Annotated in this window: 22 protein-coding genes; 9 read left to right on the forward strand and 13 right to left on the reverse strand. The window is 63.9% G+C overall.

Annotated features, from left to right (window positions below; translation table 11 throughout):
• Positions 1-3 precede the first annotated feature (3 nt).
• Together HU720_RS11090 and HU720_RS11095 are read left to right on the forward strand one after the other, a co-directional pair.
• Positions 4-708, forward strand: coding sequence for a lipopolysaccharide kinase InaA family protein (locus HU720_RS11090; protein ID WP_186519971.1), 705 nt, complete (start codon positions 4-6; stop codon positions 706-708).
• Entirely contained in the window at positions 705-935 is a 231-nt protein-coding gene (locus HU720_RS11095) for a hypothetical protein (RefSeq protein WP_186519972.1), read from the forward strand. Before HU720_RS11090 ends, HU720_RS11095 begins: the two co-directional genes overlap by 4 nt.
• 285 nt (positions 936-1,220) lie before the next feature.
• On the opposite strand, the gene HU720_RS11100 is transcribed toward HU720_RS11095, so the two are convergent.
• The 9 genes from HU720_RS11100 to HU720_RS11140 form a co-directional block, all read right to left on the reverse strand.
• Positions 1,221-4,268 (reverse strand): multidrug efflux RND transporter permease subunit, encoded by a 3,048-nt coding sequence (locus HU720_RS11100; protein ID WP_186519973.1) that lies wholly within the window; start codon positions 4,266-4,268, stop codon positions 1,221-1,223.
• A gap of 11 nt (positions 4,269-4,279) precedes the next feature.
• Positions 4,280-5,422, reverse strand: coding sequence for an efflux RND transporter periplasmic adaptor subunit (locus HU720_RS11105; protein ID WP_186519974.1), 1,143 nt, complete (start codon positions 5,420-5,422; stop codon positions 4,280-4,282).
• A gap of 216 nt (positions 5,423-5,638) precedes the next feature.
• A complete protein-coding gene (locus HU720_RS11110) occupies positions 5,639-6,736 on the reverse strand; it encodes a DUF1513 domain-containing protein (RefSeq protein ID WP_186519992.1) in 1,098 nt (365 codons plus the stop codon).
• 2 nt (positions 6,737-6,738) lie between these two features.
• Positions 6,739-7,803, reverse strand: a complete 1,065-nt coding sequence (locus HU720_RS11115; RefSeq protein WP_186519975.1) for an imelysin family protein — start codon at positions 7,801-7,803, stop codon at positions 6,739-6,741.
• A 19-nt stretch (positions 7,804-7,822) separates the two neighbouring features.
• Complete coding sequence (locus HU720_RS11120; RefSeq protein ID WP_186519976.1) at positions 7,823-9,244, reverse strand: di-heme oxidoredictase family protein; 1,422 nt, start codon at positions 9,242-9,244, stop codon at positions 7,823-7,825.
• A gap of 304 nt (positions 9,245-9,548) precedes the next feature.
• Entirely contained in the window at positions 9,549-10,883 is a 1,335-nt protein-coding gene (locus HU720_RS11125; RefSeq protein WP_186519977.1) for an imelysin family protein, read from the reverse strand.
• Positions 10,884-11,043: 160 nt separating this feature from the next.
• Complete coding sequence (locus tag HU720_RS11130; protein ID WP_186519978.1) at positions 11,044-13,095, reverse strand: GGDEF domain-containing phosphodiesterase; 2,052 nt, start codon at positions 13,093-13,095, stop codon at positions 11,044-11,046.
• Between the two features lie 270 nt (positions 13,096-13,365).
• Complete coding sequence (locus HU720_RS11135; RefSeq protein ID WP_186519979.1) at positions 13,366-13,962, reverse strand: Fe-Mn family superoxide dismutase; 597 nt, start codon at positions 13,960-13,962, stop codon at positions 13,366-13,368.
• A gap of 222 nt (positions 13,963-14,184) precedes the next feature.
• Positions 14,185-14,784 carry a LysE/ArgO family amino acid transporter gene (locus HU720_RS11140; protein ID WP_186519980.1) on the reverse strand — a complete coding sequence of 200 codons (600 nt, stop codon included), beginning with the start codon at positions 14,782-14,784 and terminating at the stop codon, positions 14,185-14,187.
• Positions 14,785-14,875: 91 nt separating this feature from the next.
• Between HU720_RS11140 and HU720_RS11145 the strand changes: the two genes are divergently transcribed.
• The 3 genes from HU720_RS11145 (at position 14,876) to HU720_RS11155 (ending at position 17,718) form a co-directional block, all read left to right on the forward strand.
• Positions 14,876-15,772: a LysR family transcriptional regulator ArgP gene (locus tag HU720_RS11145; protein ID WP_186519981.1), complete on the forward strand. Its 897-nt coding sequence runs from the start codon at positions 14,876-14,878 to the stop codon at positions 15,770-15,772.
• A 43-nt stretch (positions 15,773-15,815) separates the two neighbouring features.
• On the forward strand, positions 15,816-16,811 hold the full coding sequence (locus tag HU720_RS11150) for an NAD-dependent epimerase/dehydratase family protein (RefSeq protein WP_186519982.1): 996 nt from the start codon (positions 15,816-15,818) through the stop codon (positions 16,809-16,811).
• A gap of 85 nt (positions 16,812-16,896) precedes the next feature.
• Complete coding sequence (locus tag HU720_RS11155) at positions 16,897-17,718, forward strand: ATPase (protein WP_186519983.1); 822 nt, start codon at positions 16,897-16,899, stop codon at positions 17,716-17,718.
• A gap of 372 nt (positions 17,719-18,090) precedes the next feature.
• Here the strand turns inward: HU720_RS11155 and HU720_RS11160 are convergent, their stop codons facing one another.
• Positions 18,091-19,140 carry an alkene reductase gene (locus HU720_RS11160; RefSeq protein ID WP_186519984.1) on the reverse strand — a complete coding sequence of 350 codons (1,050 nt, stop codon included), beginning with the start codon at positions 19,138-19,140 and terminating at the stop codon, positions 18,091-18,093.
• 17 nt (positions 19,141-19,157) lie between these two features.
• Positions 19,158-19,460 carry a helix-turn-helix transcriptional regulator gene (locus tag HU720_RS11165; protein WP_186519985.1) on the reverse strand — a complete coding sequence of 101 codons (303 nt, stop codon included), beginning with the start codon at positions 19,458-19,460 and terminating at the stop codon, positions 19,158-19,160.
• A gap of 151 nt (positions 19,461-19,611) precedes the next feature.
• Here HU720_RS11165 and HU720_RS11170 point away from each other — a divergent pair, with 151 nt between their 5' ends.
• A complete protein-coding gene (locus tag HU720_RS11170) occupies positions 19,612-20,196 on the forward strand; it encodes an ACP phosphodiesterase (RefSeq protein ID WP_186519986.1) in 585 nt (194 codons plus the stop codon).
• On the opposite strand, the gene HU720_RS11175 is transcribed toward HU720_RS11170, so the two are convergent.
• A complete protein-coding gene (locus HU720_RS11175; RefSeq protein WP_186519987.1) occupies positions 20,178-20,966 on the reverse strand; it encodes a lysophospholipid acyltransferase family protein in 789 nt (262 codons plus the stop codon). The two genes, HU720_RS11170 and HU720_RS11175, sit on opposite strands and share 19 nt — an antisense overlap.
• Positions 20,966-21,721: an L-ornithine N(alpha)-acyltransferase gene (gene olsB, locus HU720_RS11180; RefSeq protein ID WP_186519988.1), complete on the reverse strand. Its 756-nt coding sequence runs from the start codon at positions 21,719-21,721 to the stop codon at positions 20,966-20,968. The genes HU720_RS11175 and olsB overlap by 1 nt, the downstream gene beginning before the upstream one ends.
• Before the next feature lie 194 nt (positions 21,722-21,915).
• Here olsB and HU720_RS11185 point away from each other — a divergent pair, with 194 nt between their 5' ends.
• From HU720_RS11185 to HU720_RS11195, 3 genes are all read left to right on the forward strand, one after another.
• Positions 21,916-22,509, forward strand: a complete 594-nt coding sequence (locus HU720_RS11185) for a YceI family protein (protein WP_186519989.1) — start codon at positions 21,916-21,918, stop codon at positions 22,507-22,509.
• A 1-nt stretch (position 22,510) separates the two neighbouring features.
• On the forward strand, positions 22,511-23,668 hold the full coding sequence (locus HU720_RS11190) for a phospholipase D-like domain-containing protein (protein WP_186519990.1): 1,158 nt from the start codon (positions 22,511-22,513) through the stop codon (positions 23,666-23,668).
• Between the two features lie 75 nt (positions 23,669-23,743).
• A complete protein-coding gene (locus HU720_RS11195; protein WP_186519991.1) occupies positions 23,744-24,322 on the forward strand; it encodes a DJ-1/PfpI family protein in 579 nt (192 codons plus the stop codon).
• Positions 24,323-24,504 lie beyond the last annotated feature (182 nt).

Raw genomic sequence — 24,504 nt, forward strand, 5'->3', positions numbered from 1 at the left:
CCGATGGCCGCGGCCCAGAGTCGATCAAAGCAGTTCGAGTATTACTGGCAACAGCAGGGTGAATGGGTAGAAGAACCCAACCAGCGCCGTGGTGGCGAAAGCGGTGTGCAGCGCCTGTGCGACGTCACGGGCCAGGTGCTGTATGCCAAGCGCCAGGTCGGGCATATCTACCGCAGCTTTTTGCACCCCTTTGGCCGCCCCACTGTGCTGCGTGAACTGGATGCCCTGCAAAGCTTCGAGCAGCTCGGCGTGCGGGTGCCGCGTATCGTTTTTGCGGGCGCCGAGCGCGACGATGCCGACCACCAGTGGTATGCCTTGCTGGTCAGTGAGGCGCTCGACGGCTTTGTCGACCTTGACACCTGGTTTGCCGAAGGCGCGCGCGAACGCTACCCGCAGCTCGTGCATGAGCGCATGCTCAAGGACCTGGCCGAGAACCTTGCGCGCATGCACCTGGGCCACTGGCAGCATGGCTGCCTGTATGGCAAGCATGTGTTCGTCAAGGTGATCGGCGAAGGTGAGCAGGCTCAGGTCGAAGTGGCGTTGTTGGACCTTGAGAAGTGCCGTCGGCGCATCAGTTGCCAGCGGGCGGCCTATAACGACTTGCGCCAATTGCGCCGCCATTCGTCGTTCGACGACGCGCAGTGGCAGACCTTGCTCTACTTTTACCAGATGGCGTTTGGCAGCGCGGTCAAAGGGTTAGAGCAATGAAACTAGAAATCGCTCGAGGTTTGTTTCTGGTCGGGGCGCTGGCCGTCACGACGGTAGCCTTTGCTGCCTGGGAACAGCCTGGGCTTACGGTGTTCAGCAAGGCCGACATCACCGGTGAATGCGCGATGCCCCGGTTGGCCAAGGTCGAGCAGGTCCGGTCCGAACCTGACCACGACCTGCTGTTGTTCCTCTTCGGCATGCGGCAAGGCCTGCGGCCGTTCGGTTGACCCGAGGGCCTCATCGCAGGCTGGCGCCAGCTCCCACAGAACAAACGCTAACTGACTGATTTACATCGAAACGTGGGAGCGGGCTTGCCCCGCGATAGCGACAGCACTGCCAACATCGCATCGCGGGGCAAGCTCGCTCCCACGCCCAGTTGTCTGCGCAACAGCGCAGCCCGAAGGGCTGGCTGATCTCCCACAGGGATCTGGGTCACACCTCTAGAGTGAGCCTGTGCGCGGCTTCTGTGGGAGCTGGCGCCAGCCTGCGATGGGGCCCTGGCAGCAAACCCATCAGCCAATGCCAGGCTCGCCTGCACTGCGCCCCCGATGCGCAAGCACCGTATACACACAAGGCAACACAAACAGCGTGAACAACGTCCCGATCGACATCCCCGTAGCAATCACCACGCCGATATCGAACCTGCTCACCGCCCCCGCACCGCTGGCCAGAATCAGCGGCACCATGCCGAATACCATGGCGGCGGTCGTCATCAGTACCGGCCGCAAGCGAATCGCTGCCGCTTCTTCGATGGCCGCACGTACCTCAAGGCCCTTCTCTTCACGCAGTTGATTGGCGAACTCGACGATCAGAATGCCGTGCTTGGTAATCAGCCCGATCAACGTCACCAGCCCCACCTGGGTGTAGATGTTCATGCTCGACACCCCGAGGAACAACGGCAGCAAGGCCCCGCAGATCGACAGCGGTACCGTGACCAGAATCACCAGCGGGTCGCGGAAACTCTCGAATTGCGCCGCCAGCACCAGAAAGATCATCGCCAGGGCCAGGGCAAAGGTCATCCACAGCGCACTGCCTTCCTGCACGAATTGCCGTGCCGTGCCGGCATAGTCCATGGAGAACCCTTCCGGCGCCTCCTCGCGCGCGATGCTGCGCACGGTCTCCAGGGCTTCGCCCATGCTGACCAGCGGGAAACCCTGGATGATCGCCGAATTGAGCTGCTGAAACTGGTTGAGTTGCCGTGGCCGGGCGCGGTCGCTGAGGGTAATCAGCGTCGACAGCGGCAACAGCTGGCCCTGTTCGTTTTTCACGTAGTAGCTGTTCAGCCAGCCGGGGTTGGCGCGGTAGGGCCGCTCGACCTGGGCAATCACTTTGTAGCTGCGTCCCTCCAGGGTGAAACGGTTGATTTCCGCCTCGCCCAGCAGCGTAGCCAACGTGCTGCCGAGGGTATCCATCGAAACGCCCATCTGTGCGGCCTTGGCGCGGTCGATGTCGATCATGACCTCAGGCTTGTCGAAGGCAAGGTCGATATCCAGAAAGGCGAACTTGCCCGAGGCCTGGGCGCGTTCCTTGATGCGCTGGGTCACCTCAAGCAGCGCCGGGTAGTCGCCTGCGGTATTGATCACGAACTGGAACGGCAGGCCTTCGCCGGTGCCCGGCAGTGACGGCAGGTTGAAACCGAACACCTGCAGCCCGCCAATCTGCTCAAGCTGCGCCTGCACTTGTGGCAGCAGCTCCATTTGCGTGCGCTCACGCTCGTTCCAGGGCTTGAGCAGAAAACCACCGATGCCGCTCTGCACGCCGTTGAACCCGTTGATCTGGAACGAAGAGTAGTACTCGGGGAAGCGCTTGAAAATAGGGGTGAACTGGTCGGTGTAGGCGTTCAGGTAGTCCAGGTTGGCGGTCTGCGGCGCGCTGCTGATCATGAAGATCACCCCCTGGTCTTCATCCGGCGCCAGTTCGTTGCGGGTGAACATCAGCAACACCGGGATCAGGCACAGGATCAACACGGCGAACACCAGCACCACCGGGCGGCTGTTCAGCGTGCCGTGCAGCAGCCGCTGGTAGCGGCCCTTGAGGCTGTCGAAAATGCGGTCCAGGCGGTGTGCCAGGCCGTGGTCGGACTGCTCCGGGCGCAACAGCAGGGCGCACATCATCGGCGACAGGGTCAGCGCCACGATGCCGGAAATCACCACCGCGCCCGCCAGGGTCAAGGCGAACTCCTTGAACAGCGCACCGGTGAGCCCGGTCAGAAAACCGATGGGCGCATACACCGCAGCCAGTGTGATGGTCATCGACACCACCGGCACGGCAATTTCCCGGGCGCCGTGCAGCGCGGCCTCCAAGGGTGGCTCGCCCTCCTCGATATGGCGGTGGATGTTCTCCACCACCACGATGGCGTCGTCCACCACCAGGCCGATAGCCAGCACCATGGCCAGCAACGTCAGCAGGTTCAGCGAATAGCCCATCATCTGCATGAAGAACAGCACGCCGATCATCGACAGCGGAATGGTCACCACCGGGATCAGCACTGAGCGCAGCGCGCCGAGGAACAGGAACACCACCACGATGACGATGAGCACGGCCTCGCCCAGGGTCTTGATGACCTCGTCGATGGAGGCCTGGATGAACAGCGTGGCGTCGTAGGCAATCGACACTTTCAGGCTCGACGGTAGCTGTTCTTCCAGTTGCGGCATGATCCGCCGCACTTCCTTGATCACCTCTAGCGGGTTGGCGGCCGGAGTGGCCTTGATGCCGATGTACACCGACGGCGTGCCGTCGAACGAGCTGACCGTGTCGTAGTTTTCGGCGCCCATTTCTATGCGTGCTACATCGCCCAGCAACACGCGGCTGTCGCCGCGGGTCTTGACCGGTAGCGCGGCGAACGCCTCGGCGGATTTCAGCTCGGTGGTGGCGTTGACGCTGGTGACCACGTACTCGCCTTTGACCTCGCCGGCGGCGGCAAGGAAGTTGTAACGGCGCACTGCATCGGTGACATCCAGCGCCGACAGGCCGAAGCCTGCAAGCTTTACCGGGTCGATCCAGATGCGCATGGCAAACACCTGGTTGCCGAGAATCTCTGCCTCGGCCATGCCGGGCAGGGTGGCAAGCTTGGGCTGGATCACCCGCGACAGGTAATCGGTGATCTGCGGGTTGCTCATTTCGGTGCTGTAGAAACTGACGTACATCAGCGCCGAAGCATCGGCAGCCTCTTTGCTCAGCACGGGGTCTTCGGCATTTTGCGGCAGTTTGTTGCGCACCTCGTTGGCCTTGGCCAGCAGTTGCGTGAACAGGCGGTCGCTGTCGGCGCCGACCCGTGCGTAGACCGAAATCACCGAAAAATTCTGCCGGCTTACCGAGGTCATGTAGTCGATGCCGTCGGCACTGGCCAGGCTCTGTTGCAGCGGCTGGGTGATATAGCCCTGGATGGTTTCGGCGTTGGCGCCGGGGTAGGCGGTGGTCACCGTGATCAGCGCGTTTTCCATTTGCGGGTACTGGCGAATCTGCAGCTTGCTCCAGGCCTGCAACCCCAGCAGCAGTATCAGCAGGCTGACCACGCAGGCCAACACCGGGCGGCGGATGAACGGGTCAGTGAACGCCATGCCGGGGCTCCTCAGTTGGCGCCAGGCGCGGCGGGTTCAAGAGCGGGCTGGTCGCTGATACGAATGGCGGCCCCAGGCGTCAGCTTGAGCTGGCCTGCGGTAACCACCCGGTCGCCGGCCTGCAAGCCCTTGGTTACCACCACCCAGCCATCGCGGCGCTCGCCGGTTTGCACGGTGCGCTGCTCGGCAACCAGTTGCCCCTGGCCGTCGGCGCTGGTGTCTGGCTTGCCGTCCTTGTCCTTTTTAGCGCCGATCACATAGACCGAATTGCCATACAGGGTGTAGGTAATGGCGTTTTCCGGTACCACCACTTGCGGGTGTGGGTCGGGCAGCAGCACCTGCAGGCTTGCGAACATACCGGGCAGTAGCTTGCCATCGGGATTGGCCAGGGTGGCGCGCAGCAGCAGGTTACGCGTGCTTTCCTCGACCTTGGGGTTGATCGCGCTGAGGCTGGCCGGGAAGGTCTGGCCGGGGTAGGCGGCCACCTGCACCTGTATCTGTTGGCCCAGGCTCAGTTGCGGCAGGGCTTGCTCGGGCACGTTGAAGTCGACGTACAGGCTCGACAGGTCCTGCAGGGTGGCGATCACCGTGCCGCTGGCAAGGTAGGCGCCGACGTCGACCTGGCGGATGCCGATGGTGCCGCTGAACGGCGCGCTGATGCTCTTTTTCTTCAGCGACGCCTTGAGCTGGTCGACCACGGCCTGGTTACGCCGGTACTGGGAGCTGAGGCGGTCGAACTCGCCGCGGGAGATGGCCGAGTCGCCGACCAGTTGGCTGCCGCGCCCGTAGTCGACCTTGGCCAGCCCCAGGTCGGCCTGGGCGGTGCCCAGCAGCGCGGTTTCCTGTTCGTTGTCCAGTTGCAACAGCAACTGGCCAGCCTTGACCTGCTGGCCGGACTCGAAATGCAGTGACTTGACCGTGCCTGCCACTTCCAGGCTCAGTTCCACGCCCTGATAGGCCTTCAGGCTACCCACCGCCGGCAGGCGCTGCTGCCACTGGCGCAACTGCGCCTCGCCCGCAGCCACGCTCACCGGCGGCTTGGGCTGGGAGAACTGCTGAATCTGCTGGTAGATGGAGAAGCCCTTGATGGCCCCCAGAATCAACACGATCAGCACGACGATGGCCAACATGATCAGCATGCGCCGGCGCAGCATGGTCCGGTTCCTTGGCGATGGAATTGCTATGGGCGAGGCACGAGCACGGGGCGTCCTGCCCACGGGTGATGGGGCAAGTATTGTCCAGATTCAGGAAAAGGGGAGGGCGTTGCTGGCGTTCGCGAAATAAGGCCGGTCAGGCCACGCGGTCGGTGTAGGAGCGGCCTTGTGCCGCGAAAGGGTCGCAGAGCGGCCCCAGCGGTTGCGGTGTTGCCATCAAGCCAGATGCAGATGGTTATCCCAGAACCCCGAAGGCAGGTTCAGCGGTTGCCCGACCAGCTCAGGCTTGCGGCAATCATAGTAGCGGCAGCGCCCTTGCCCGGAGGTAACGACAAAACCATCTTTCACCGCCCCCACCCCGGCGCAGTCGGGCATCGGTGCATCAAGCTTCACCGCGCCGCTGTCCAGGTCCCAGATAAACAGCCGGTTGGCCCGTGGCGCAGTCAGCGCCACCAGGCGCAGGTCGCTGTGGATGGCGACGCTGGCGGTGTACTGGGCCATCGCCTGCAACTGCCGCTCGGGCACCGGGAAGGCCTTGAACGGCTCGCCCGGGCGCTTGATCGCCAGCAACTCGGCCGTTTCGTGCGCACCGCCCATGAACTGCTGGCAGGCGGCGATGGTGCCATCAGTGCCCACCGCAAGGTGGCGCACGCTGTTCATCTGCTGGGCCAGCGTCTCTTTGCTCAACAACGTGCCATCACGCTGCATCAGCACCAGGCTCGGCTGCATGGCGTCGAGGTTCATTTCCACCCGGCTCTCGGCCTCGGTGCGGATGCCGCCGTTGGCCACTACCAGGGTTTCGCCGTCGGGCAGCCAGGCCAGTTCATGCGGGCCTATGCCATGGGTCGACAGCTCGCCGCTGTGCACCAGGCGCTCTCCCTCGAAGCGGTACACACCCAGCACGCCACGCCCGGGGTCGGTGGTGTCGTTCTCGGTGGTGTACAGCCATTCGCCATCCTTGTGGATAACGGCATGGCCGTAGAAGTGACGCTGCGGTTGCGCGGTGAGAGTCTGCAGCAGGCGGCCGTCGCGCAGGTCGAGCAGGTAGCTCTCTGTGCCAGGCCTGCGGGCCACGAACAACGCGATGGGCTGCGTGGGGTGGTTGATGATCGCGTGGCAACGCTGGCCGACCTCGGTGCTGAACACCTGGCTGCCGTCCAGGCGAAACCCGACGGCGTAGTGCTTGCCGTCGGCATCGTCCCGCGCCGAGAGCAGCAGGGGCTCGCTGCCTTTGTTGCGCAGCAGGCTCCAGCCCCCCAGGGTCAGGGCACTGAGCACAACGCTACCGAGTTTGATCGCCTGGCGTCGCAGCATCATCAGTCACCGTCGTTGGCGTTGAAGCCCAGCTGGATATTCAGCGCCTTGGCCAGTTCACCTTCATGCAGGCGATGGACGACGTTGAGGCTATCGTAGATTTGCGTGAGTTTCTGCTGGCCGACGTCATCGGCCAACAGCTCGCCGAGGGTCTGCTGGTTGGCATCGAGCAGTTTGAAGGCCGCAGCGTAGGCGTCGTCGATCTTCTGCGCCAGTGGCGCCTGGTCTTTGCCCAGCAGGCCGCGCAGGCCCTGGTTGTCGACTCCGACCCAAACGGCCTGGGCGGCTTTGAGCGAAGCTTCCAGGCTTTTGAGCGACGAGTGGCTACGCCAGGCTTCGGCTTGCAGCGGCTGTGGGATGCCCTTGCTCAGGCGGCCCATGGGGGCACCGAGCTTTTTCTTCAGGGTGTCCAGCGCAGTTACCTGGGCACGCAGCAGGTCGGCGATGGCCTCGTGGGAGTCGGCATAGCGCTGGTTGGGGAACTTGGTCATCTGCGAGAGCATGCCGTCGGTGCTGTTCCAGCCTTTGAGAATCTCTTCGGCCAGGGCTTGCTGGTGCTCGGCGATGGCCACCAGCAGCGGGCAGTAGCGAGCCTTTTGCTCGGCGCTGGCGACGTCGGGCTTGCTGTCGAACAGGATGTACTCGTAGGCCGACAGGCCGCGCACTACCACGCTGGCTTTACCCAGCGATTCCTTGTCGACCGGCTTGTCGCCGTTGACCAGTTGCTCGACCTGGCGGCCCACCAGGTTTTTCTTGTCGGGCCAGAACTGCACCTGCCACGCGCGGTTGCCTTCGGCCAGCGGGCCCACCAGCAGCGGCTGCAGCTCGGCCCAGGCTTTCTGTGCGTTGAGGAAGTCGGCGCGGGCGCTGTCCAGCGTGGTCTTGCCTTCGCAATAGGCCAGGGCGCTGGCGGCCAGGGCGCGGTCGGCTTCGACCCAGCGGCTGTAGGTCGGCAGGATCACCTGCTTGGCGATGGCCGAGGAGGTGACGGCCTGCGGGTCCTGCGGCGAGCAGGCGCCCAGGGCGAGGGCGGCGAGGCTGGTGAACAACAGCTTGGGTCGGAACATGCCCGGCTCCTTGTGCGTTTTAAAGTGAATTCAGAAACGCCAGCAGCGCGGCGCGCTGCTCGGCATTGAACGTCAGAACCTGGTCGCGCGCCGCCTGGGCTTCGCCGCCGTGCCAGAGCACGGCTTCGAGCAGGTTGCGGGCGCGCCCGTCATGCAGAAAACGGCTGTGCCCGCTTACGGTTTCGGACAGGCCCACACCCCACAGCGGGGCGGTGCGCCAGTCCTGGCCATTGGCGGCAAATTCGGTGCGCTCATCGCTAAGGCCCGGGCCCATGTCGTGCAGCAGCAGGTCACTGTACGGGCGGATCACCTGGCCGGCCAGTTCTGGCTCACGGGCGTCGGCAGCGGTGGTGAACTGCGGGGTGTGGCAGCCTTGGCAACCGGCCTCGAAGAACAGGTTCTTGCCAGCCAGCACTTGCGGCGCGTCGACGTTGCGCCGGGCCGGAACACCCAGGTTGCGGGTATAGAAGGTGACCAGGCGCAGGATGTTGTCGCTGACTTCCTTCTCGCCATCCTGCCCGTCGCCGTTGGGCGCTGCCAGGCAGTCAGTCTGCGCCGGGGTGCAGTCGTCCTTGGGTTGCAGCGTGCTGGTCAGGCCCATGTCGCCGGCGAAGGCGTGCACGTTCTGCTGGTTGACGTTGGGTTGCCCGGCCTTCCAGCCGAAACGCCCGACCACGGTCTTGCCTTGGGCGTCATCCCACACCCGGTTGGCGCGGCCACGGATGCCGTCGTGGTTGCGGTCGTCCGGGTCTTCGTTGGCCAGCAGGTCTGCTTCGGGGATGGCTTCCAGCAGGCCAAGGCCGATCATCGGTGGCGCTACCCGGGCCGAAAAGCGCGTGTCGGGGTGCATCGGGCCATAGCCGAGCTGGGTGATCTGCAGGGTCGGGCGTTGCAGTTCGACGTTATGGCCATCCTTGAAGGTGACCGTAAGGCTGTCGTAGCTCACCCGCACCTTGCCTTCAGGGGCCACGCCTGGGATGGCCATGTCCTGCAACTGGGTGCCATAGACCGGCTCGGGGACCACGCCGATGCGTTCGATTTCGCGGGCGAGGTAGGGCTGGTCGGGGATCGACAGGCGCACCAGCATGGATACCGCGTTGCTGTCGTCAGGCGCTGGCGGGTGGCCACGGCCATCGCGCACGTGGCAGTTCTGGCAGGCGTTGGTATTGAACAGCGGCCCCAGGCCATCGCGGGCGGTGGTGGTGCTCGGGGCGATCACCCAAGGGCTGCGAAAGAAGCTGTTGCCCACGGAAAAATCCAGGCGCCGTTCTGGCGACAGGTTGGCAGAAGGCAATGAATAGGCATTGCGATCACTGCGCTGCACCGTTGCCTGGCCACCGGAAAGGGCTTCACCGGGCTCGGCCTGGGTGAAACGCGGCGCGTCGTCACAGGCGGCGAGGGCGAGTGCCAGTAGCAGGGGGCTTAGGCGGAGCAAGGACATCGGTGATCCTGGGCGAGGGCGAAAAACCGGCGTGCAAGCTTAGCAAAGTGGGGGGCGTTGAATAAGAGCAATTTGCAATTGCTGGATGAAATCGCTAGCGATTGGCCCACTGCGTAGGCGCGGCCTTGTGCCGCGAAAGGGCTGCGCAGCAGCCCCGACGATTTTGCATGAAGCCGAAATCCTTAGGGCCGCTGCGCAGCCCTTTCGCGGCACAAGGCCGCTCCTACATGGCATCCGCGTGGCCGCTGAGCGCAAAAAAGGCGGCCCGAAGGCCGCCTCTGTGGTTAAACCACCACCGCGTGGATCAGAACTCGTGATCAGCGGTGTCCGGGTTCAGGTTGGAGATGCCCAGCTTGCCTGCGGCCTGTTCGATGGCACCGGTCTGCTTGACCAGCGAAGCGATGGCGTCGCGCACGATCTGGTTGCCAGCAGTGTTGTCGGCGGCGATCAGTTGGTCGTAGTGCTCGCCTTTGAGGGCGTGGTCGACCATGACCTGGATCTTCGCCTCGGTGGCTTCAAGGTCAGCCTTCAGCGTGGCGTCTGCCGCAGGGTCGGCCTTGGCCACCAGCGACGACAGGCTCGGGCCGGTCAGCTTGCTGCCGTCGACACGGGTGTATTCGCCCAGGTAGACGTTGCGGATACCCTTGGCGTCATAGAAGTGCGAGTAGTGGGTGTTGTCGCTGAAGCAGTCCTGCTCGTCTTCTGGCGAGTTGGCTTCCAGCGAGACCTTCATGCGCTCGCCGGCCAGTTCGCCCAGCGACAGGCTGCCCATGCCGAACAGCATCTTGCGCAGGCCGTCGTTGACAGGCTCCGCTTCCAAGGTGGCGCGGTAGTTGTCGGCGACGTTCGGTGCCCAGTTGCCGACCATCTCTTCGAGGTCTTTGACCAGCAGCTCGGTGACCGCCTTCAGGTAGGCGCGGCGGCGTTCGTTGTGCCCGCCAGTTGCGCCTTTGCCTTCGAGGTAGTCAGACACCGGGCGTGCGCCAGCGCCAGGGCCGGTGCCGTTGAGGTCCTGGCCCCAGAGGAGGAATTCGATGGCGTGGTAGCCGGTCGCAACGTTGGCTTCCGAACCGCCCAGCTCGTTCAGGCTTGCCAGTTTTTCAGGGGTGATGTCCTTGACGTCGACCTTCTCTTCGCCCACCTGGATCTGGGTGTTGGCGATGATATTGGCGCTGGCCGCCGGGTTGCCCAGGGCGTGCTCGTAGCTCTTGTCGACGTAGTCGATCAGGCCTTCGTCCAGGGGCCAGGCGTTAACCTGGCCTTCCCAGTCGTCGATGATGGTGTTGCCGAAGCGGAACGCTTCGCTTTGCAGGTACGGTACGCGGGCAGCGACCCAAGCCTCTTTGGCGGCTTTCAGGGTTTCTTCGCTCGGCTTGGCGAGGAAGGCGTCCACTGCGCTTTGCAGGGCCTTGGCTGTGCTCAGCGAGTCGCTGTAAACGGCGTAGACCATCTCGGTGTAATGCTTGACCACGGCCTTGCCAGCGGCTTCATCGACCGCGCCAGGGGCTGCAGCGGTGGTGCTGGCAGCAGCAGGGGCCTGGGCTTGCGGGGCAGCAGCCTTGTCGTCCTTCTCGCCGCAACCGGCGAGGGCGATGGCGATGGCCAGCAGACTGGCGGAGGCCAGAGGCATACGAATCATTGTGGGTTTCCTGCGTCGTGTGGTTGGACCAGAGGGTTGGGCCGTGCGCCTTGGCACGCGAAACTACAACATCATGCGAAAGATTTGCATTTGCTGTAAAGGGGCGCTGGCGCATTTCACGCAAACGCCCGTTTACACCAAGGGCAATAAGGACGGGGGGTTACAGGACCGAAACCTGGTTGCGTTGCGCCTGGCGCAGGAACGCAGTCAGCTCGCGCGCCGGCAGCGGCTTGCTGTAGTGGTAGCCCTGACCCTCATGGCAGCCCTGGGCAATGATGTAGGTTTCCTGCTCGCTGGTTTCGACGCCCTCGGCGATTACCTGCATGCCCAGGCTCTTGCCCAACTGGATGATGGCGCGAACGATGGTGGCGTCGTCATCGTCGTCGAGCAGGTCCTGGACGAAGCTCTTGTCGATCTTGATCTTGTCCAGCGGCAGCGATTTCAGGTAGCTCAGCGACGAGTAGCCGGTGCCGAAGTCGTCGATGGCGATCATCGCCCCGGAGCGGCGCAGGCTCAGCAGGTGCTGCGCTGCGGTGCTGATGTCTTCCATCAGGCCGGTTTCGGTGACTTCCAGCTCCAGGCTGCGCGGCGGCAGACGATAAGCCTGCAACAGGTTGTTGACCACCCGTGGCAGCTCGCTGTGGTGCAGTTGCACCGTGGACAGGTTGACTGCCATGCGCAGCTCGCTGAAACCCAGGTCGTGCCATTCGCGCAGTTGCTTGCAGGCTTGGTCGAGGACCCATTCGCCAATGCCGATGATGCTGCCGTTCTGCTCGGCCAGTGGGATGAACTGGTCCGGCGGCACCAGGCCAAGCTGCGGGTGCTGCCAGCGCAGAAGGGCCTCGACGCCGACCACGCGGTGGTCGCGGTAGCTGATCTGTGGCTGGTACACCAGGTACAACTGGTTGCGCGGCAAGGCTTCGCGCAGGTCTTTTTCAAGCTCGCGGCGCCGGCGCATTTCGCTGTCGACGCTGGCGATATAGAACTGGTAGCGGTTGCGCGAACGGGCCTTGGCCAAGGTCATGGTCTGCTCGGCTTTTTGCAGCAGTTTTTCGGTGCTGTCGCCGTCTTCGGGGAACAGCGTGATACCGATGGTGGCGCGCAGGCGAATTTGCTGGTGGTCGAGGTCGAACGGCGCTTCGAGGTCGTCAAGAATGCTTTGCGCCAGCTCTGCGGCCTCGTAGGGCTGCTCGATGTTGGCCTGCACCAGGGCGAATTGGTCGCCGCCCAGCCGGGCCAGGGCGCCGAGGCGGCCGCTGTGGGCGCGCAGGCGGTCGGCGAGGGCCAGCAACAGTTGGTCGCCCACCTGGTAGCTGAATTGTTCGTTGATGCCTTTGAAGTCGTCCAGCCCGACGCACAGCACCGCCACCCGGTGTTGCAGGCGGCCGCCGTCGGTGAGGATCTTGTCCAGTTGCTGCTGCAGTTGCTGGCGGTTGGGCAGGCCAGTGAGGAAGTCGTACTGGGCCATGCGTTGCAGGCTGTTTTCGGCTTCGTGGCGCAAATGGGTGTTGCGCTCGATCGAGGCCAGTAACTGGTTGGCGGTGTTTACCCACAGGCCCAGTTCGTTGCGTTCGTGGCCTTTGAGCAACGGGATCTGGTGCTGGCTGGGGCGATCCGGGTTGATGTTGGTCAGGTGCTCGATGATCTTTGACAGCGGCTTGGTCAGCAGCCAGTGGTACACCAGGTACAGCACCAGGCCCATGGCCAGGGCGCGCAGCACGCCAGAGACGAAAATGATCACGGCGTTGATCAAGAAGCCCTCGCCATAGGCGCTGGTGTCCAGGGTGATGCTGAGGTCGCCGTAATACTCGCTGTAAGGGCCACGGCCGACCAGTTGCGTGGTGTAGGTGCGTTCCTGGCCCAGAATCGGGTCGGTGAGCCAGCGCATGGACATGTCACGCAGCGGGCGGGATTTTTCGGCCAGCATGGTTTCGTTGGGGTGGCCAATGGAGGCCATGCGCACCGACTCATCCTGGAACAAGCCTTCCATGACCTGCATGCCCATTTCGCGGTCGAGGCTGTACACCGCCTGGGTAGACGGGTCGCGGAACATGTCGAGGATACGCTGCGCGTCGCTGTTGATTGCCTGGCGGGTCTTGTAGACGTCATAGACGATCTGCGCGCAGCTAAGCACCACGCCGACTGCCAATGCCGAGAGCAACACCACCCTGAGCAACTTCACCGACAAGCTGTTGCGAAATTCCAGCTTCAAAGGGGATTCCTTAATCCATGCGCATGCCATTATTTTGCCATTAACTGTGGCATCAGGGTATCGACCGATTGCGCTTGCGGGCAACTCGCCCGTCGGCGGCGTTGCCCTTGGCTCTGTATCGGTTGAGTGGCCGTGCGACTTGAGTGCGCTGCGTCAGCTTTCCAGAAAATTGATGTTAGCGCGCTCTGCGCGCTGAGCAAGCCTTTGAAGGTGGATAAAGGGCGAAAAAAAACCCGGCCGAAGCCGGGTTTTTGCATGGCACGCTGTGCGTCAGGCTTTGAAGGTCTTGCCTTCGAACTGCTCGGCGACGAACGCCCAGTTGACCAGGTTCCAGAACGCCTCGACATACTTCGGACGGACGTTGCGGTAGTCGATGTAGTAGGCGTGTTCCCAGACGTCGCAGGTCAGCAGCGGGGTATCGCCGCTGGTCAGCGGGCAGCCAGCGCCGATGGTGCTGGCCAGGGCCAGGGAACCGTCAGCTTTCTTGACCAGCCAGCCCCAGCCGGAACCGAAGGTGCCAACCGAAGTCTTGGTGAACTCTTCCTTGAACTTGTCGAAGGAACCGAAGGCGGCGTTGATGGCCTCAGCCAGGGCGCCAGTTGGTTGGCCGCCAGCGTTCGGGGCCAGGCAGTTCCAGTAGAACGAGTGGTTCCAGACCTGGGCTGCGTTGTTGAAGATGCCACCCGAAGAAGTCTTGACGATTTCTTCCAGGGTCTTGCCTTCGAATTCGGTGCCCGGGACCAGGTTGTTCAGGTTCACGACGTAGGTGTTGTGGTGCTTGTCGTGGTGGAACTCCAGGGTTTCCTTGGAGATGTGCGGCTGCAGGGCATCGTGGGCGTACGGCAGCGGCGGCAATTCAAAAGCCATGGTGTCTCTCCTGATTCAGGTCTGTTTGCGGGTTGCGCCAGGCCTCACGGGTGGCCTGTATGAACGTCGGCGAGTTTGTACTCTTTGCGACGCAAGTGCCCGATCATAGCACCGGGGTAGGCGCATAACCACGCAACAACTATAGGGATTAATGCGAGCGGCAAGCGGCTAGCTGCACGTTGCACGCGCGTTCGCCGGGGCTTGCCGCTTGAAGCTTGCAGGTCACGAGAAGATCAGTTGCGCTGCTACCGCGAACATCATCACCGCCACCATCAAATCCAACAGCCGCCAGGTGGTGGGACGCGCCAGCCACGGCGCGAGCCAGGCAGCGCCCAGGGCGAGGGTCGAGAACCACACCAGCGAGGCGCTGGCGGCGCCCGCCACATAGGCCCCCGGCATGCTCTGCTGGGCACCGAGCGAGCCGATCAGCAGCACGGTGTCCAGGTAGACGTGGGGGTTGAGCAGGGTGACCGCCAACGCGCTCAACAACACCGCCCTGCGCGAGCGCACACCCTGGCCTTGCTGGTGCTGCAGGCTCTGTTTCGAGCAGGCGCTGCGCAGCGCCTTGGCGCCGTACCAGATCAGGAACACCGCGCCGCCCCAGCGGGCAACGGCCAGCAAGGTCGGGTTGTGCGCCAGCACGGTGGCCAGGCCGAACACCCCGGCCGCTACCAGAATGGCGTCGCAGATGATGCACAGCGCAGCCACCGGCAAATGATGTTCACGGCGCAAGGCTTGCGCCAGCACGAAGGCGTTCTGCGCGCCGATGGCCATGATCAGGCCGAAGGCCACCAGCATGCCGTTCAAATAGCTTTGCCACATGGCGAAATACTCCACAAAAGATGCTGGCCATTGTGGCGGGGCGGCCTGTATAAGAAAAACAAATAGAGCTGATCCGGCATTAGAGAAATTAATGTTTGACTACAAGTTGCTCGCCGCCTTGGCTGCGGTGATCGAACAAGGCGGCTTCGAGCGTGCCGCCCAGGTGCTCGGGCTTTCGCAGTCGGCGATCTCCCAACGCATCAAGCTGCTCGAAGCCCGGGTCGGCCAGCCGGTGCTGGTACGCGCCGCCCCGCCCAGCCCGACCGACGTCGGCCGGCAGTTGCTCAACCACGTCCAGCAGGTGCGCCTGCTCGAACGCGACCTGCAGCGCCAGGTGCCGGCGCTGGACGAGGAGGGCATGCCGGAACGCCTGCGCATCGCCCTCAACGCCGACAGCCTGGCCACCTGGTGGGCGGGGGCGGTGGGTGCGTTCTGCGCCGAACAGCGCCTGCTCACCGACCTTGTGGTCGAGGATCAGGACGTCGGCCTCAGGCGCATGCGCGCCGGTGAAGTGGCGGCGTGCCTGTGCGGCAGCGAGCGGCCTGTGGCAGGTGCGCGTAGCCTGGCACTGGGGGCGATGCGTTATCGCGCCTTGGCCAGCCCGGCGTTCATGGCGCGGCATTTTGCAAAGGGGTTCGACGTTGCCCGGCTGGCGCGTACCCCGGCCATCGTCTACGGCCCGGACGACTTCCTGCAGCACCGCTACCTGGCGTCGCTGGGCATCGAGGACGGTTTCCTGCATCACCTGTGCCCGTCCTCCGAAGGTTTTCTGCGCATGACCGAGGCAGGGCTGGGCTGGGGGCTGGTGCCGGAGTTGCAGGCCCGTGAGCAGTTGGCCAGTGGTCAACTGGTGGAAATCTGCCGCGATACCCCCATCGATGTGCCGTTGTACTGGCATCATTGGCGCAACGGCGGGCAATTGCTCGCGCAACTGACCGAACACCTGCGCCACGCCGCGCGCGACTGGCTGGTGCCGTTGCAGGCGTAGCCGGCGTCAGTAGCATCTGAAATCTGGCAAGGCGGAGTGGTACATGCGAATTCTGGTCACCGGCGCAAGCGGCTTCATTGGCGGGCGCTTTGCGCGTTTTGCCCTGGAGCAGGGCCTTGAGGTGCGGGTCAACGGCCGCCGCACGGAGGCTGTCGAGCACCTGGTCAAGCGTGGCGCGCAGTTCATCCCAGGCGACCTTGGCGATGCCGAGCTTGCCCGGCGCCTGTGCCAGGGCGTCGACACGGTGGTGCATTGTGCCGGTGCGGTGGGCACCTGGGGGCGCTATCAGGATTTCCATCAGGGCAACGTGGTGGTGACCGAGAACGTCGTCGAAGGCTGCATAAAGGAGCATGTGCGGCGCCTGGTGCACCTGTCATCGGCTTCGGTGTATTTCACCGGCCGCTCACACACGGATATTGCCGAGGAGCAACTGCCACGGCGCTTTCACGGCCACTACGCGCTGACCAAGCGCCTGGCCGAGCAGAAAGTCTTCGGTGCCCAGGAGTTCGGCCTTGAGGTGCTGGCGCTGCGCCCGCGGCTGGTGACCGGCGCAGGCGATGCGAGCATTTTTCCGCGGCTGTTGCAGATGCAGCAGAAGGGCCGTGTGGCGATCATCGGCAATGGCCTGAACAAGGTCGATTTCACCAGTATTCATAACCTCAACGATGCCTTGCTCAGCGCGCTGTTCGCCGATGAACAGGCGTTGGGCCAGGCCTACAACATCAGCAACGGCCACCCGTTGCCGTTGTGGGACGTGGTCAATTACGTGATGCGGCGCATGAACCTGCCCCAGGTCACGCGTTACCGCAGCTACGGGCTGGGCTACAGCCTTGCGGCGCTCAACGAGGCGGCGTGCATGCTCTGGCCTGGGCGCCCGCAACCGTCCCTGAGCCGCACCGCCATGCAGGTCATGAGCCGCGATTTCACCCTTGATATCAGCCGCGCCCGGCAGCATCTGGACTATCGTCCGCGTACCGATATCTGGGCCGCGGTGGATGAATTCTGCACCTGGTGGCAGGCGCAGGCGGGCAGGCGCTGAACCACCTGCCTGGATGATGTTCATAAGTGCGCCGCTTCGGCGGTTTATACTTATGCCTCTTTGCTATCACCGTGGTTGAATGCCCATGCGTAACGACGCCCGAGACGATTTTGACGATGTGCCTGCGCTGCGTGCCGGCACCCCCGATGACGACGAGTTGCTGCCTGCCCACGTTGCGCGCAGCCGCCAGCAAGCGGCGCGCCCGCGCAGCAACGGCCCGCTGTGGGCGTTGCTGGGCGCAGCGTTCATCGCCCTGGGCGGGCTTGGCTGGTGGAGCTTTCAGCAGATTTCGCTGATGGAGCAGCAGCTGGTTGCCACCCAGGAGAGTTTTGCCCGTATCAGCGAAGACGCCGCCGGGCGCTTGCAAGCGATCAGTGGCAAGGTCGAAGCCAGTGAGTCGAGCAGCAGCACCGGCAGCGAAGCGTTGAAGCTGCAAATCCGCCAATTGCAGGCCAGCCTTGCCGAGCAGAACAAGCAGCAGCAGGGCGTTGCTGGTCAGGCCGGTGACCTGGGCAAGCGCCTGGAGCAGGTGCTGGCTGATACCCGTGCGCAGCAAAAAGCGGTGACTGAGCTGCAAAGCCAGTTGCAGGCCCAACTCAAGGCAGTGAATGCCGAGCTTGCGGCGCTCAAGTCCGGGCAGTTGGATGGCGGCAAGCTCGATGGCCAGGTAAAGAGCCTGAGCACTGAGCTGGCGGCGTTGAAGAAGAGCAACCCGACTGCGGCGATCGAAAGCCTCGAGCAGGATGTGCTGGTGCTCAAGACGCAACTGGAGAACCGCCCTGCGGCCAACGCCAGCGGCGCTTCGGTGCAGGAGTTCGATGCATTCCGTGGGCAGACGACGCGCAATATCAGCACGCTGCAGAGCCAGATCCAGAACCTTCAGCAGCAGATCAACGCACGGCCTTGAGGGCTGGCTTGCTCGGAGTGCCGAAACACCGCGTTTTTGCCAGATCAGGCAACCCAACTCGGCCTGCTTGCCTGATCGCGGCATAGGTATCTACACCGTTTCGCACTCCGACACATCTTCTCGTGGCGAGCGGGCTTGCCCCGCGTTGGGCTGCGCAGCAGCCCTGAAACCCATCATCTTCAAAGCGTGCGCACAAACGCTGCGAACTGCTGTATCCCGTAGCCGCTGGATGTTTTTCTGCAGCCATCAGGGCTGCTTCGCAGCCCAACGCGGGGCAAGCCCGCTCGCCACAAAGCCCGCTTGCCACGAAGGCCGAGCTTCCGGTGTTTCAGGAGGCGCAGAACCCAGGCGGCAAACCCGTGACGCCCGTGATCACAACCGCGGGTAATCGATATACCCCACAGCCCCGCGCCCATAAAACGTCTCCGGTCGGGCCTGGTTCAGCGGCGCATCAGCCTCAAGCCGCGCTGGCAAGTCCGGGTTGGCGATAAACGGCACGCCAAAGGCCACGGCATCTGCCGTGCCTGCTGCCAACGCGGCATTGGCACGGGCTTTGTCGAAGCTCTCATTGGCGATATAAACCCCGCCAAACGCCGCCTTGAGCTGCGGGCCAAGGCTGTCGTCTGCCTGTTTCTCGCGCGAGCAGATAAACGCAATGCCACGCTTGCCCAGCTCGCGCGCCACATAGGTAAAGGTCTCGGCGCGGTTCGCATCGCCCATGTCATGGGCATCGGCGCGTGGCGCCAGGTGCACGCCGACTCGCCCGGCCCCCCACACATCGATGACCGCATCGGTCACCTCCAGCAGCAGGCGTGCGCGGTTTTCCAGCGAGCCGCCGTAGCGGTCAGTACGCTGGTTGGTGGTGCTTTGCAGGAACTGATCAAGCAGGTAGCCATTGGCGCCGTGGATCTCGACGCCATCAAAACCCGCCGCCTTGGCGTTTTCGGCACCACTGCGGTAAGCCTCGACGATATCGGCGATTTCTTCGGTTTCCAGCGCACGGGGCGTTGGGTAATCGCTCAACGGGCGCACCAGGCTGACATGGCCCTTGGGCTGGATCGCGCTAGGCGCCACCGGCAATTCGCCGCCCAGGTACGAAGGGTGGGAAATACGCCCCACATGCCACAGCTGCAGGAAGATCCGCCCGCCCGCTGCGTGTACCGCCTTGGTCACGTTGTGCCAGCCGCGCACCTGCTCGTCGTTCCAGATACCCGGCGTGTCGGGGTAACCCACACCCATCGCCGTCACCGAAGTGGCCTCGCTGAGGATCAGCCCGGCGCTGGCGCGCTGCACATAGTATTCGGCCATCAGCGCGTTGGGCACGCGGCCGTCGTCGGCACGGCAGCGGGTGAGCGGCGCCATGATGATGCGGTTGGGGAGTTCGAGGTCGCCAATCTTGATCGGGTCGAAAAGCGTGGTCATTACGGTTACCTGCCTTGTCAAAGCGCTTGGCGCAGTTGTTCGAGAAACGCCTGGATGGTGTCGTCGTTGCGTTTGAAGAAGTGCCACTGGCCGACCTTCTGGCTGCTGATCAGCCCGGCACGCTGCAAGGTCGCAAGGTGCGCCGATACGGTCGATTGCGAGAGCCCGCAGCGTTGGTCGATCTGGCCGGCGCAGACGCCGTTTTCGGTGCTGTGGTACTGGTCGGGGAACTGCGTGGCTGGGTCTTTCAGCCAACTTAGGATTTCGCGGCGCAGCGGGTGGGCCAGCGCTTTGATGATTTCGTCGAGATCGGGTGCCATGACGTGCGGCTCGTGGGGTGCGGTATATCGCGATAAGGCGAAATCTATATCGATGGTTGCCGATATACAAATACCCAGAGGTTCTGATCTCAGCTTCAATCGGTATATCGCGTTATAACGATATAGTCGATGGCGATGCTAGACTGCGCCCATGAATTACCTCGCACACCTGCACCTCGGCGGCCCGGCGCCGCAACAACTGCTCGGCAGCCTGTATGGCGATTTCGTCAAAGGCACGCTGCAGGGGCGTTTTACCCCAGAGCTAGAAGCGGCTATCCGCCTGCATCGGCATATCGACAGCTACACCGACAGCCACCCGCTGGTGCTGGCAGCGCTGGCGCGCTTCCCCAGTGAGCGGCGGCGGTTTGCCGGTATTGTGCTGGATGTGTTTTTTGACCACTGCCTTGCACGGCACTGGCACGATTACGCCGACCAGCCGCTGGCGGATTTTACTGGGCGCTTTTACCGGGTGCTGCTTGCCGAACCGCAGTTGCCAGAGCGCCTGGCGCGTATTGCGCCCTATATGGCCGCGGATGACTGGTTGGGCGCCTACGGCGATTTTGCAACGCTTGAGCAGGTGTTCCGTGGCATTGCCCGGCGGCTGTCGCGGCCTGAAGGGTTGGCCGGGGTGATGGCCGAGCTTGAGCGGTTGTACCAGCCTTTGCTGGGGGATTTTCGCGAGTTCTACCCGCAGTTGCAGGCATTTGCGGCGGCGCGTCACGCCGCCTTGGCGTGACTGCGCGGCCGCGGTGCCAGCTGCTCGGCACCGAACAGCGCCTGGTCAATGGCCTGCTGTGCCTGCAAGGCCAGCACCGCACGTTCCTTGCCGGCACTGGCGAGCGCGGGCAGCAGTTCGATGCGCACCTGGCCACGGGGCTGGGCGAACAGCCTGAGCAGGTGCGAGACCAGGTCGTCATCGCCAATGAACGGAGCGATCGGGTCGCTCTGCCCATCGCGCAGGTAGCTGATGGCCACCGGCTGCACGCCGATGCCCTGGTCGATGGCGCCTGCCAGCAAGCGGCCATGGAAAGTGCGCAGGGAGCGGCCGTCGGTAGTGGTGCCTTCAGGGAATATCAGCAGCGGGCGTTGCTCGGCTAGCTGCGCGCTGATCTGCTCGCGCAGGCGCTGCCCGTCGCCACCGCCCCGGCGGATGAACAGCGTGCCGGCTTTTTCCGCCAGCCAACCGGCCAACGGCCACTGGCGCACTTCAGCCTTGGACAGAAACGACAGCGGGGCGAGCATGCCGAGCAGCGGGATGTCGGTCCACGACACGTGGTTGCTGACCCACAGCATTGGCCGTTGCGGCAGCGCGCCGTGCACGCTCACCTCGAATGGCAGCGCCGCCACCAGCCGTTGCATGAACCAGCGGCTCCAGCGTTGGCGCCGTTCAAATGGGGTTTTAAGGCCCAGGCGCTCGCCCATGGCGATGCAACTGGCCATGCCGGTACCCAAGCTGAGTACCGCAAACAAACGCAGCAGGCGGGCGCAGGCCCGCAGGCCCGGCATCAGACCGCCGCCTTGAAGTGGCGGGCGTAGCGCGGGCAGAGTTCGTCGCGTTTGAGCAGGATGAACACGTCGGCCACCTGGAAGTCTTCGTCCCAGCACGGCTCGCCACAAATCTTCGCGCCCAGGCGCATGTAGGCCTTGAGCAGCGGCGGCATCTCGGCGATGACATTGCCGGGCAGGGCAAGGGTAGGCAGCGGTTTTTTCGGCTCTGCGCGCAGGTGCTCGTTGCACAGGTAGCGGTCGCGCAGGCGCTGCATGATCGCGTGGGCCTGGATGCCGCCGTCCTGCATCGGAATGCTGGCGCAGCCCATCAGGTAGCTGTAGCAGCCTTCGTTGAGCACCTCGGCCAACTCGCCCCACAGCACCGCGATGGTGCCGCCGTTGCGGTAGTCCGGGTGCACGCAGGTGCGGCCCAGTTCCAGGATCGGCCCTTGCAACTGGCGCAGGCCATGCAGGCTGAATTCTTCTTCGCTGTAGAAGCGGCCCAGGCTGCTGGCGGCCTGGTGGTCGAGCAGACGGGTGGTGGCGACCAGTTGGCCGCTGGCCAAGTCGCGCACCCCGATGTGGCGGCAGTGGATGTCGTAGTCATCCATGTCCAGGCCCAGTTCTGCGCCCTTGAGCCTGGCCTTGAATTCACCACTGAATACGTTGAAGCGCAGTGCTTGTGCTTCCTGCAGCGCGTCTACGCCGACCAGGCGTTCGGCTTGCAGACGGCGTTCAGGGCTGTTGTCGCCAGAGCGAGCGATCCGAGTCATTGCGAGTCTCCATGGGCCAGCCAAAGGGGTGCGGCCGGTCGGCTTCGTTGTGCAAAGTCAGCCTAGGTAGACCCGGTGTCACCCCCGTGAACCTTTGGTGATGCTTGCGTGACAGGCCCTCGGCGCAGGATCGGCAGCTTGCTGCCGTGAAACCGTGCGGGTAATGTTGGCGGCCTTGTGTCACAGGATTTCACATGTTCAAGCCGTCCCGTCTGTTACCCGCATTGCTGCTGCCGCTGTTCATGCTTGCCGGTTCGCCTGCCCAGGCCAACTGGCACCTGGACGGTGAGTCGTCGCGGCTCTCCTTTATTACTGGCAAGAACGGCGAAATTGCCGAGGTCAACCGCTTCCTGGTGCTGCATGGCAAGGTAGACCGCAAAGGCGCGGCCGAGCTCAGCATCGAGATGGACTCGGTGAGCAGCGGTATCCCGCTGCGCGATGAGCGCATGCGCGACAACCTGTTCGAAGTAGAGCGCTTTGCCGAAGGCAAGGTGCAGGCACAGATCGACCTGCGCCCGATCAACGACCTGGCCGACGGCGCCCAGCTGGAGCTGCGCCTGCCGGTGAGCGTCACCCTCCATGGCCAGACCCACAGCTACAGCACCTTGCTGCTGGCGACCCGGCTCGATGAGCGGCGCTTCCAGGTAGTGACCCTGGAACCGTTGGTGCTGCGCGCCGAAGACTTCGGCCTGCTGCCGGGGCTTGCCGAGCTGCGCAAGCTGGCCGGGCTCAAGTCGATCAACCCGTCGGTGCCGGTCAATGCGGTGCTGATCTTCAACGCCCGCTGATATGCCGGGGCCGATCTTCCCGTGGCGCGATGGCAACAGCTTCGAACTGCTGATCGACGGCCCTGAATTCTTCCCGCGCATGCTGCAGGCCATCGCCACTGCCGAGGTCCAGGTGGACCTTGAGCTGTACCTGGTCGAAGGTGGAGCGTGCGCCGAGGCGGTGGTCGAAGCGCTGGAGCAGGCGGCGCGCCGTGGCGTACGGGTGCGCTGCCTGTTCGATGACTACGGTTCGCTGGCCTTCCCGGCACTTTTGCGCGAGCGCCTGAGCGCAGCTGGCGTGTACTTGCGCTGGTACAACCGCCTGCGCTGGCGGCGCGGTTTGCGCAACCTGTACCGCGACCACCGCAAGCTGCTGCTGGTAGACGGGCGCTGGGCGGTGGTGGGCGGCACCGGGGTTACCGACGAGTTCTGGCAACCGCAGCAGCCGGTAAGCGAATGGCACGAGGTGATGGTGCATATGCAGGGGCCGATCGTCAGCGACTGGCAGCTGTTGTTCGACCGCCAGTGGCACGCCAACCAGCGCCGCACCGCCTGGCGCCCGCCAGAGAACTTCGGCCTGCCGCGTTTGCCACGGGTCCCGGTCGAGGGCCAGGGGTTGGGCCGGGTGGCCTACGCTGATGCTCGCCAGCACAAGGACATCCTGCACGCGCTGGTACGTGCGCTAAACAGCGGCCAGCGGCGCGTCTGGCTGGCCACACCGTATTTTCTGCCGACCTTCAGCGTGCGCCGCTCGCTGCGCCGCGCCGCGCAGAAAGGCATCGATGTGCGCCTGCTGCTCACTGGCCCGCGCACCGACCACCCGGCGGTACGCTACGCCGGCCACCGTTACTACCCACGCCTGCTGCGCGCGGGGGTGCGGATCTTCGAGTACCAGCCGTGTTTCCTGCACCTGAAGATGGTGCTGGTGGATGACTGGGTGAGCGTGGGTTCGTGCAATTTCGACCACTGGAACCTGCGCTTCAACCTGGAGGCCAACGTCGAGGCGCTGGACCCTGCACTGACCGCAGCCGTTGCCGCGAGCTTTGCGCGCGATTTCGAGCAGAGCCTTGAGGTCGACCTGGCCCGCTGGAATTCCCGGCCGTTGTGGCGGCGGGTCAAGCAACGCGTGTGGGGCTGGCTGGACCGTTTGGTCGCGAACCTGCTGGACCGACGCGACTAGCGGCGTATATCGCCAATCGGCAAAGCGGACTAAGGTGCTTTGGGTTGTTCCCCTGCACTGGAAGGAGTGGATGCGATGATGGCGAAGAAGATTCTCATGCTGGTCGGTGATTACGTCGAGGATTACGAGGCGATGGTGCCGTTCCAGGCCCTGACCATGGTCGGCCATACCGTGCACAGCGTGTGCCCGGACAAAGTCGCGGGGCAGACGGTGCGCACCGCGATCCACGATTTTGAGGGCGAGCAGACCTACAGCGAGAAGCCTGGGCACAACTTTGCCCTGAACTTCGACTTCGTCCAGGTGCGCGCCGAAAGCTACGACGCGCTGCTGATTCCCGGTGGCCGAGCGCCTGAATATCTACGCTTGAACGACAAAGTGCTGGGCCTGGTGCGTGCATTCGACAAAGCCGGCAAACCGATTGCTGCGGTGTGCCACGGTGCGCAGCTGCTGGCGGCGGCGGGCGTGCTGGAGGGGCGTGAGTGCAGCGCGTACCCGGCGTGCGCGCCAGAGGTGCGTCTGGCGGGCGGCACCTTCATCGACATTGCCGTGGACCAGGCCCATGTAGACGGCAACCTGGTTACAGCCCCGGCCTGGCCGGCGCACCCGGCGTGGCTGGCGGCGTTCTTGAAGGTGCTGGGGACGCGTATCAGTTGATGGCGCAGGCGCTGAGCAAGCCTGTACTGGCCTCATCGCAGGCCCTGCTCAACTGCAACATTGCTGGTTGGACCCAATCCTGTGGGAAATGATAGAGAGTTGTGGCGAGCGGGCTTGCCCCGCGTTGGGCTGCGCCGCAGTCCTGGGGATTACCTTGGGTTTTCAGGGCTGCTGCGCAGCCC

This window comes from Pseudomonas sp. SWRI51 (assembly GCF_014268825.1).
GTDB lineage: Bacteria > Pseudomonadota > Gammaproteobacteria > Pseudomonadales > Pseudomonadaceae > Aquipseudomonas > Aquipseudomonas farsensis.

Bases quoted from the DNA above. Each gene is read 5' to 3' on its own strand.
- HU720_RS11125 (WP_186519977.1), bottom strand. From the start codon at position 10,883: ATGATTCGTATGCCTCTGGCCTCCGCCAGTCTGCTGGCCATCGCCATC.
- HU720_RS11115 (WP_186519975.1), bottom strand. From the start codon at position 7,803: ATGTTCCGACCCAAGCTGTTGTTCACCAGCCTCGCCGCCCTCGCCCTG.
- HU720_RS11150 (WP_186519982.1), top strand. From the start codon at position 15,816: ATGCGAATTCTGGTCACCGGCGCAAGCGGCTTCATTGGCGGGCGCTTT.
- HU720_RS11090 (WP_186519971.1), top strand. From the start codon at position 4: ATGGCCGCGGCCCAGAGTCGATCAAAGCAGTTCGAGTATTACTGGCAA.
- HU720_RS11140 (WP_186519980.1), bottom strand. From the start codon at position 14,784: ATGTGGCAAAGCTATTTGAACGGCATGCTGGTGGCCTTCGGCCTGATC.
- HU720_RS11175 (WP_186519987.1), bottom strand. From the start codon at position 20,966: ATGCCGGGCCTGCGGGCCTGCGCCCGCCTGCTGCGTTTGTTTGCGGTA.
- HU720_RS11135 (WP_186519979.1), bottom strand. From the start codon at position 13,962: ATGGCTTTTGAATTGCCGCCGCTGCCGTACGCCCACGATGCCCTGCAG.
- HU720_RS11195 (WP_186519991.1), top strand. From the start codon at position 23,744: ATGATGGCGAAGAAGATTCTCATGCTGGTCGGTGATTACGTCGAGGAT.
- HU720_RS11100 (WP_186519973.1), bottom strand. From the start codon at position 4,268: ATGGCGTTCACTGACCCGTTCATCCGCCGCCCGGTGTTGGCCTGCGTG.
- HU720_RS11095 (WP_186519972.1), top strand. From the start codon at position 705: ATGAAACTAGAAATCGCTCGAGGTTTGTTTCTGGTCGGGGCGCTGGCC.
- HU720_RS11165 (WP_186519985.1), bottom strand. From the start codon at position 19,460: ATGGCACCCGATCTCGACGAAATCATCAAAGCGCTGGCCCACCCGCTG.
- HU720_RS11190 (WP_186519990.1), top strand. From the start codon at position 22,511: ATGCCGGGGCCGATCTTCCCGTGGCGCGATGGCAACAGCTTCGAACTG.
- HU720_RS11110 (WP_186519992.1), bottom strand. From the start codon at position 6,736: ATGCTGCGACGCCAGGCGATCAAACTCGGTAGCGTTGTGCTCAGTGCC.
- HU720_RS11170 (WP_186519986.1), top strand. From the start codon at position 19,612: ATGAATTACCTCGCACACCTGCACCTCGGCGGCCCGGCGCCGCAACAA.
- olsB (WP_186519988.1), bottom strand. From the start codon at position 21,721: ATGACTCGGATCGCTCGCTCTGGCGACAACAGCCCTGAACGCCGTCTG.
- HU720_RS11185 (WP_186519989.1), top strand. From the start codon at position 21,916: ATGTTCAAGCCGTCCCGTCTGTTACCCGCATTGCTGCTGCCGCTGTTC.
- HU720_RS11145 (WP_186519981.1), top strand. From the start codon at position 14,876: ATGTTTGACTACAAGTTGCTCGCCGCCTTGGCTGCGGTGATCGAACAA.
- HU720_RS11120 (WP_186519976.1), bottom strand. From the start codon at position 9,244: ATGTCCTTGCTCCGCCTAAGCCCCCTGCTACTGGCACTCGCCCTCGCC.
- HU720_RS11155 (WP_186519983.1), top strand. From the start codon at position 16,897: ATGCGTAACGACGCCCGAGACGATTTTGACGATGTGCCTGCGCTGCGT.
- HU720_RS11105 (WP_186519974.1), bottom strand. From the start codon at position 5,422: ATGCTGCGCCGGCGCATGCTGATCATGTTGGCCATCGTCGTGCTGATC.
- HU720_RS11160 (WP_186519984.1), bottom strand. From the start codon at position 19,140: ATGACCACGCTTTTCGACCCGATCAAGATTGGCGACCTCGAACTCCCC.